At 42.4% G+C, this 4,827-nt stretch carries 4 protein-coding genes; all 4 read right to left on the bottom strand.

Annotated elements, in window-relative coordinates:
- Window positions 1-1,157 (bottom strand): phosphoglycerate dehydrogenase (locus QZZ35_RS09145; protein ID WP_291237123.1); only part of this gene is annotated, 1,157 nt, incomplete at its 3' end.
- A 14-nt stretch (window positions 1,158-1,171) separates the two neighbouring features.
- A complete protein-coding gene (gene serC, locus QZZ35_RS09140; protein ID WP_291237122.1) occupies window positions 1,172-2,254 on the bottom strand; it encodes a 3-phosphoserine/phosphohydroxythreonine transaminase in 1,083 nt (360 codons plus the stop codon).
- Between the two features lie 31 nt (window positions 2,255-2,285).
- Window positions 2,286-3,965: a biosynthetic-type acetolactate synthase large subunit gene (gene ilvB, locus QZZ35_RS09135; RefSeq protein WP_291237121.1), complete on the bottom strand. Its 1,680-nt coding sequence runs from the start codon at window positions 3,963-3,965 to the stop codon at window positions 2,286-2,288.
- A gap of 16 nt (window positions 3,966-3,981) precedes the next feature.
- Window positions 3,982-4,827 (bottom strand): dihydroxy-acid dehydratase domain-containing protein (locus QZZ35_RS09130; RefSeq protein ID WP_291237120.1); only part of this gene is annotated, 846 nt, incomplete at its 5' end.

Genomic DNA, 4,827 nt, shown 5'->3' with positions numbered 1-4,827 from the left:
ATTTTACGAACTTTTACAACACCGTCAACAGCTTTTAAGGCATTGAGAACTTCATCTGAAGCACTTACGTTCATATCGATCATCGTATATGCCCATGCCCCTTTGCTCTTGTTTGTCATATCTTCAATGTTCAGACCTTCTTCAGCACAAACATTTGTCAGCTTACTTAAGATCTTAGGAATATTTCTATGGCAGATTGCCACACGGCCTGCCGCCTTGCAGACACCCATATCACATGCAGGGTAGTTTACGGAGTTTTTAATATTACCGTTTTCTACATAATCACGTACCTGCTTTGCAGCCATTACTGCACAGTTGTCTTCAGATTCTTCTGTAGAAGCACCAAGATGAGGAATTGCGATAACCCCAGCCATCTGAGCAGTTTTTGCATTCGGGAAGTCTGTTACATAACGGCGAACTTTTCCGTCTGCAAGTGCTTTTTCCATCGCATCATCATCAACAAGAAGATCTCTTGCAAAGTTAAGAATGATCACGCCATCTTTCATTTTTGCAATTGCTTCTTCATTGATCATCTTACGTGTATCATCCATCAATGGTACATGAACGGAGATGAAATCGCAGTTTGCATAGATATCATCCAGGTTGTTAATATGCTTTACATCCCTTGAAAGGCTCCATGCTGCATCAACAGAGATGAATGGGTCATAGCCGTATACTTCCATACCAAGACGGTTGCAGGCATTGGCCACACGAACACCGATGGCTCCAAGACCGATCACACCAAGTTTTTTGCCTTTAATTTCTGTACCGGCAAACTGGCTCTTTTTCTTTTCAACAAGTTTATCAATTGCAGGCTCTGTTTTTTCAGACTGTACCCAGTTGATACCGCCTACAATATCACGTGCTGCAAGGAACATACCAGCGAGAACCGCTTCTTTAACACCGTTTGCATTTGCCCCTGGTGTATTGAATACAACAATACCTTTTTCTGCACATTTATCAAGCGGAATATTATTAACGCCGGCTCCGGCTCTTGCAACTGTTAAAAGACTTTCCGGAAGATCCATATCATGCATAGCTGCACTACGGACCATAGCTACTTCTGCTTCTGCAAATTCTTCTGTTTTTTCATATGCATCAGAAAAAACATCCATACCAACTTTTGCGATTGGATTTAAGCATTTAACTTTATACATTTTTAAAACACCTCTTATTTATTTTCAGCTGCGAATTTCTTCATGAATTCGATAAGCGCTTCGACACCTTCATATGGCATTGCATTGTAAATACTTGCACGCATACCACCAACGGAACGATGACCTTTTAAGTTTTCAAAGCCTGCTGCTTTTGCTTCTTTTACAAATTTTTCTTCCATTTCTTTATCACCGATAACAAATGGAATATTCATAAGAGAACGGTCCTCTTTCACAACTGTTCCTTTATAGAAATCCTGAGAATCAAGATAATCATAGAAAAGATTTGCTTTCTTTTCGTTCTTTTCTTTCATAGCTTCAAGACCGCCGTTCTTTAACAGCCATTTGAATACTTTACCACAAACATAGATACCATATGCAGGTGGTGTGTTATATAAAGAATCATTATCGGAATGTGTTTTGTATTTTAACATCGTAGGTGTTCCCGGAAGAACATCGTCAGAAATCAGGTCTTTGCGGATAATACAGATAACAACACCTGCCGGTCCAACGTTCTTCTGAGCACCTGCATAGATCATGCCATATTTTGATACGTCAACTGGTTCGGATAAGAAACAGGATGACTGGTCGGAAACTAAAATCTTACCTTTTGTATTTGGAAGTGTTTTATATTTTGTTCCATAAATTGTATTGTTTTCACAGATATATACATAATCCATATCGTCAGTGATCGGCAAATCGGAACAATCCGGAATATAGGAAAATGTTTTATCTTTAGAAGATGCAAGTTCAACAGCTTCACCAAAGAGTGCTGCTTCTTTGTGTGCTTTTGTTGCCCACTGTCCTGTAATTACATAACCTGCTTTGCGGTTTTTCATGAAGTTTAAAGGAACCATAGCAAACTGTGTATGTGCTCCGCCCTGAAGGAAAAGTACTTCATAGTTGTCCGGAATGTTCATCAGTGTTCTTAAATCAGCTTCTGCTTCCTGAATAATTGTCTCAAAAGCTTTTGAACGATGACTCATCTCCATAACACTCATGCCTGTACCTTTATAGTCAAGCATCTCGTCTGCTGCCTCCTGTAATACTTCAACCGGCAAAACTGCTGGTCCTGCTGAAAAATTCCATACTCTGCTCATTTCTATTATCTCCTTTTTTCTATAAAAAACTTTAATTTTTTATCATATCTTCTTCCGAAAATGCTTCAGAAATAGAAGCTCCCGGTGCAACCATCGGCCATACTTTATCATCACAGTCGATCATACAGTTGATGACAACCGGCCCATCCGCCTTCAATGCTTCCTGCATTGCCACAACCAGTTCCTGTTTATTCGTGACATTGATTCCGCGGCAGCCGCAGGCTTCGGCAATCTTTGCATAATCAAAATCACCATTTAAAATCGTATTCGAATAGCGTTTTTCATAGAACAGCGTCTGCCACTGGCGTACCATACCAAGTACACTGTTATTAAAAATCACTTCGATCACCGGAATTTTATATTTCGAAGCTGTAAGTAATTCGTTAAAGTTCATCCGGAAACATCCGTCACCTGCCATGTTGATAACGGTCTTATCCGGACATGCAACTTTCACACCCAATGAAGCGCCAAGGCCATATCCCATTGTGCCAAGGCCTCCGGAAGTAATAAATTTACGAGGTGCATTATACTTATAGAACTGAGCCGCCCACATCTGATGCTGACCGACTTCTGTGCAGATCAGGGCATCACCATGGGTCATCTCATAAATCGTCTCTACAATCTGAGGACCTGTCAGACGATCCTTTGGATAGGTCAATGGATAACGTGCCTTCAAATCATTAATATACTGCATCCACTCTTTATGTTCCATCTGATTTAACTGGGCATTCAATTTTCTTAAGACAAGCTTGGCATCGCCTTCAATGCAGTGATCCACTACAATATTTTTATTGATTTCTGAAGCATCTACATCGATCTGAATAATTTTCGCTTTGCTTAAAAATGTCTGAGGGTTACCGATGACACGGTCTGAAAATCTTGAACCTACGACAATGACCAGATCACTCTGGCTGATTCCGTAGTTGGAAGCTTTTGTTCCGTGCATGCCGAGCATTCCCGCATAGGCTTCATCTGTGCCGTCAAAAGCTCCCTTACCCATAAGCGAATCCGCTACCGGCGCGTCGATCTTCTTAACAAAACGCCGAAGTTCTTCGGAAGCATTGGATAAAGTCACACCACCGCCGACAAACACAAAAGGCCGTTTTGAATGTGCGATCATCGTTGCTGCCTTTTCAATGTCCGTCTCACTGATCGCTGATGCATCCGGCACTACCGGTTCCGGTTTCTGATATGTATATTCTGTTTTTGCTGCCGTTGCATTTTTTGTGATGTCGACAACAACCGGTCCCGGACGTCCGCTCTGAGCGATACGAAAAGCTCTTCGGATAACATCCGCCAGTTTGGTCACATCTTTTACAATAAAATTATATTTTGTGATTGGCATAGTTACGCCAAGAATATCCACTTCCTGAAAGCTGTCTTTTCCCAAAAGATTTAATCCCACATTACATGTGATCATTACGATCGGCACGGAATCCATATAGGCCGTCGCAATACCGGTAACCATATTCGTGGCACCCGGACCGGAAGTGGCAAAACAGACGCCGACTTTCCCTGTAGCTCTGGCATAACCATCCGCCGCATGGGAAGCCCCCTGTTCATGGGATGTCAGATAGTGGGTAATCTCATCTCTATGCTTATACAATTCGTCATACACATTTAAAATGGCTCCTCCGGGATATCCAAAAACAGTATCCACGCCCTGTTCTTTCAGACATTCAATGACAATCTGTGCGCCTGTTAATTCCATATATAATAACCTCTTTCTATTTTGCTTTCGGTATTTCCAAAACAGCGCCTCTGTTTCCGGATGTTACCATAGAAGCGTATCTTGCAAGATATCCGCTTGTAACCTTCGGCTCACGAGGCTGCCAGTTTTCTCTTCTCTTAGCCAGCTCTTCATCGCTGACATCCACATTAATTGTATTTGCAGGAATATCGATCTTAATGATATCGCCTTCTTCAATAAGGGCAATCGGTCCTCCGACAGCTGCTTCCGGAGAAACATGTCCGATAGATGCACCGCGGGATGCACCGGAGAAACGTCCGTCTGTGATCAATGCCACGCTGGCACCGAGTCCCATACCTGCAATAGCGGATGTCGGATTGAGCATTTCACGCATACCCGGTCCGCCCTTAGGACCTTCATAACGGATAACAACCACATCACCTGCCACGATCTTTCCGCCTTTGATCGCCGCAATCGCATCTTCTTCACAATCAAATACTCTTGCAGGTCCTTCATGCACCATCATCTCAGGAACAACTGCGGAACGTTTAACCACACAGGAATCCGGTGCAATATTTCCTTTAAGAACGGCAATACCGCCTGTCTCGCTGTATGGATGATCGATCGGACGAATAACATCCGGATTTTTATTGACACAGTTGGCAATATTCTCACCGACTGTTTTTCCTGTAACTGTTATCAGATCTGTATATAATAAGCCTTTTTTGTTTAATTCGTTCATAACGGCATACACACCGCCGGCCTCATTCAGATCTTCCATATATGTAAAGCCTGCCGGAGCCAGATGGCAAAGGTTTGGTGTCTTTGCACTGATCTCATTGGCAATATCCACATTCAATTCAACGCCGGCTTCATGTGCAAT

This window comes from Frisingicoccus sp. (genome assembly GCA_016298055.1).
GTDB lineage: Bacteria > Bacillota > Clostridia > Lachnospirales > Lachnospiraceae > Frisingicoccus.
Note: the sequence above shows the minus strand (reverse complement) of the source record. Positions and strands in the feature narration are given on the sequence as shown.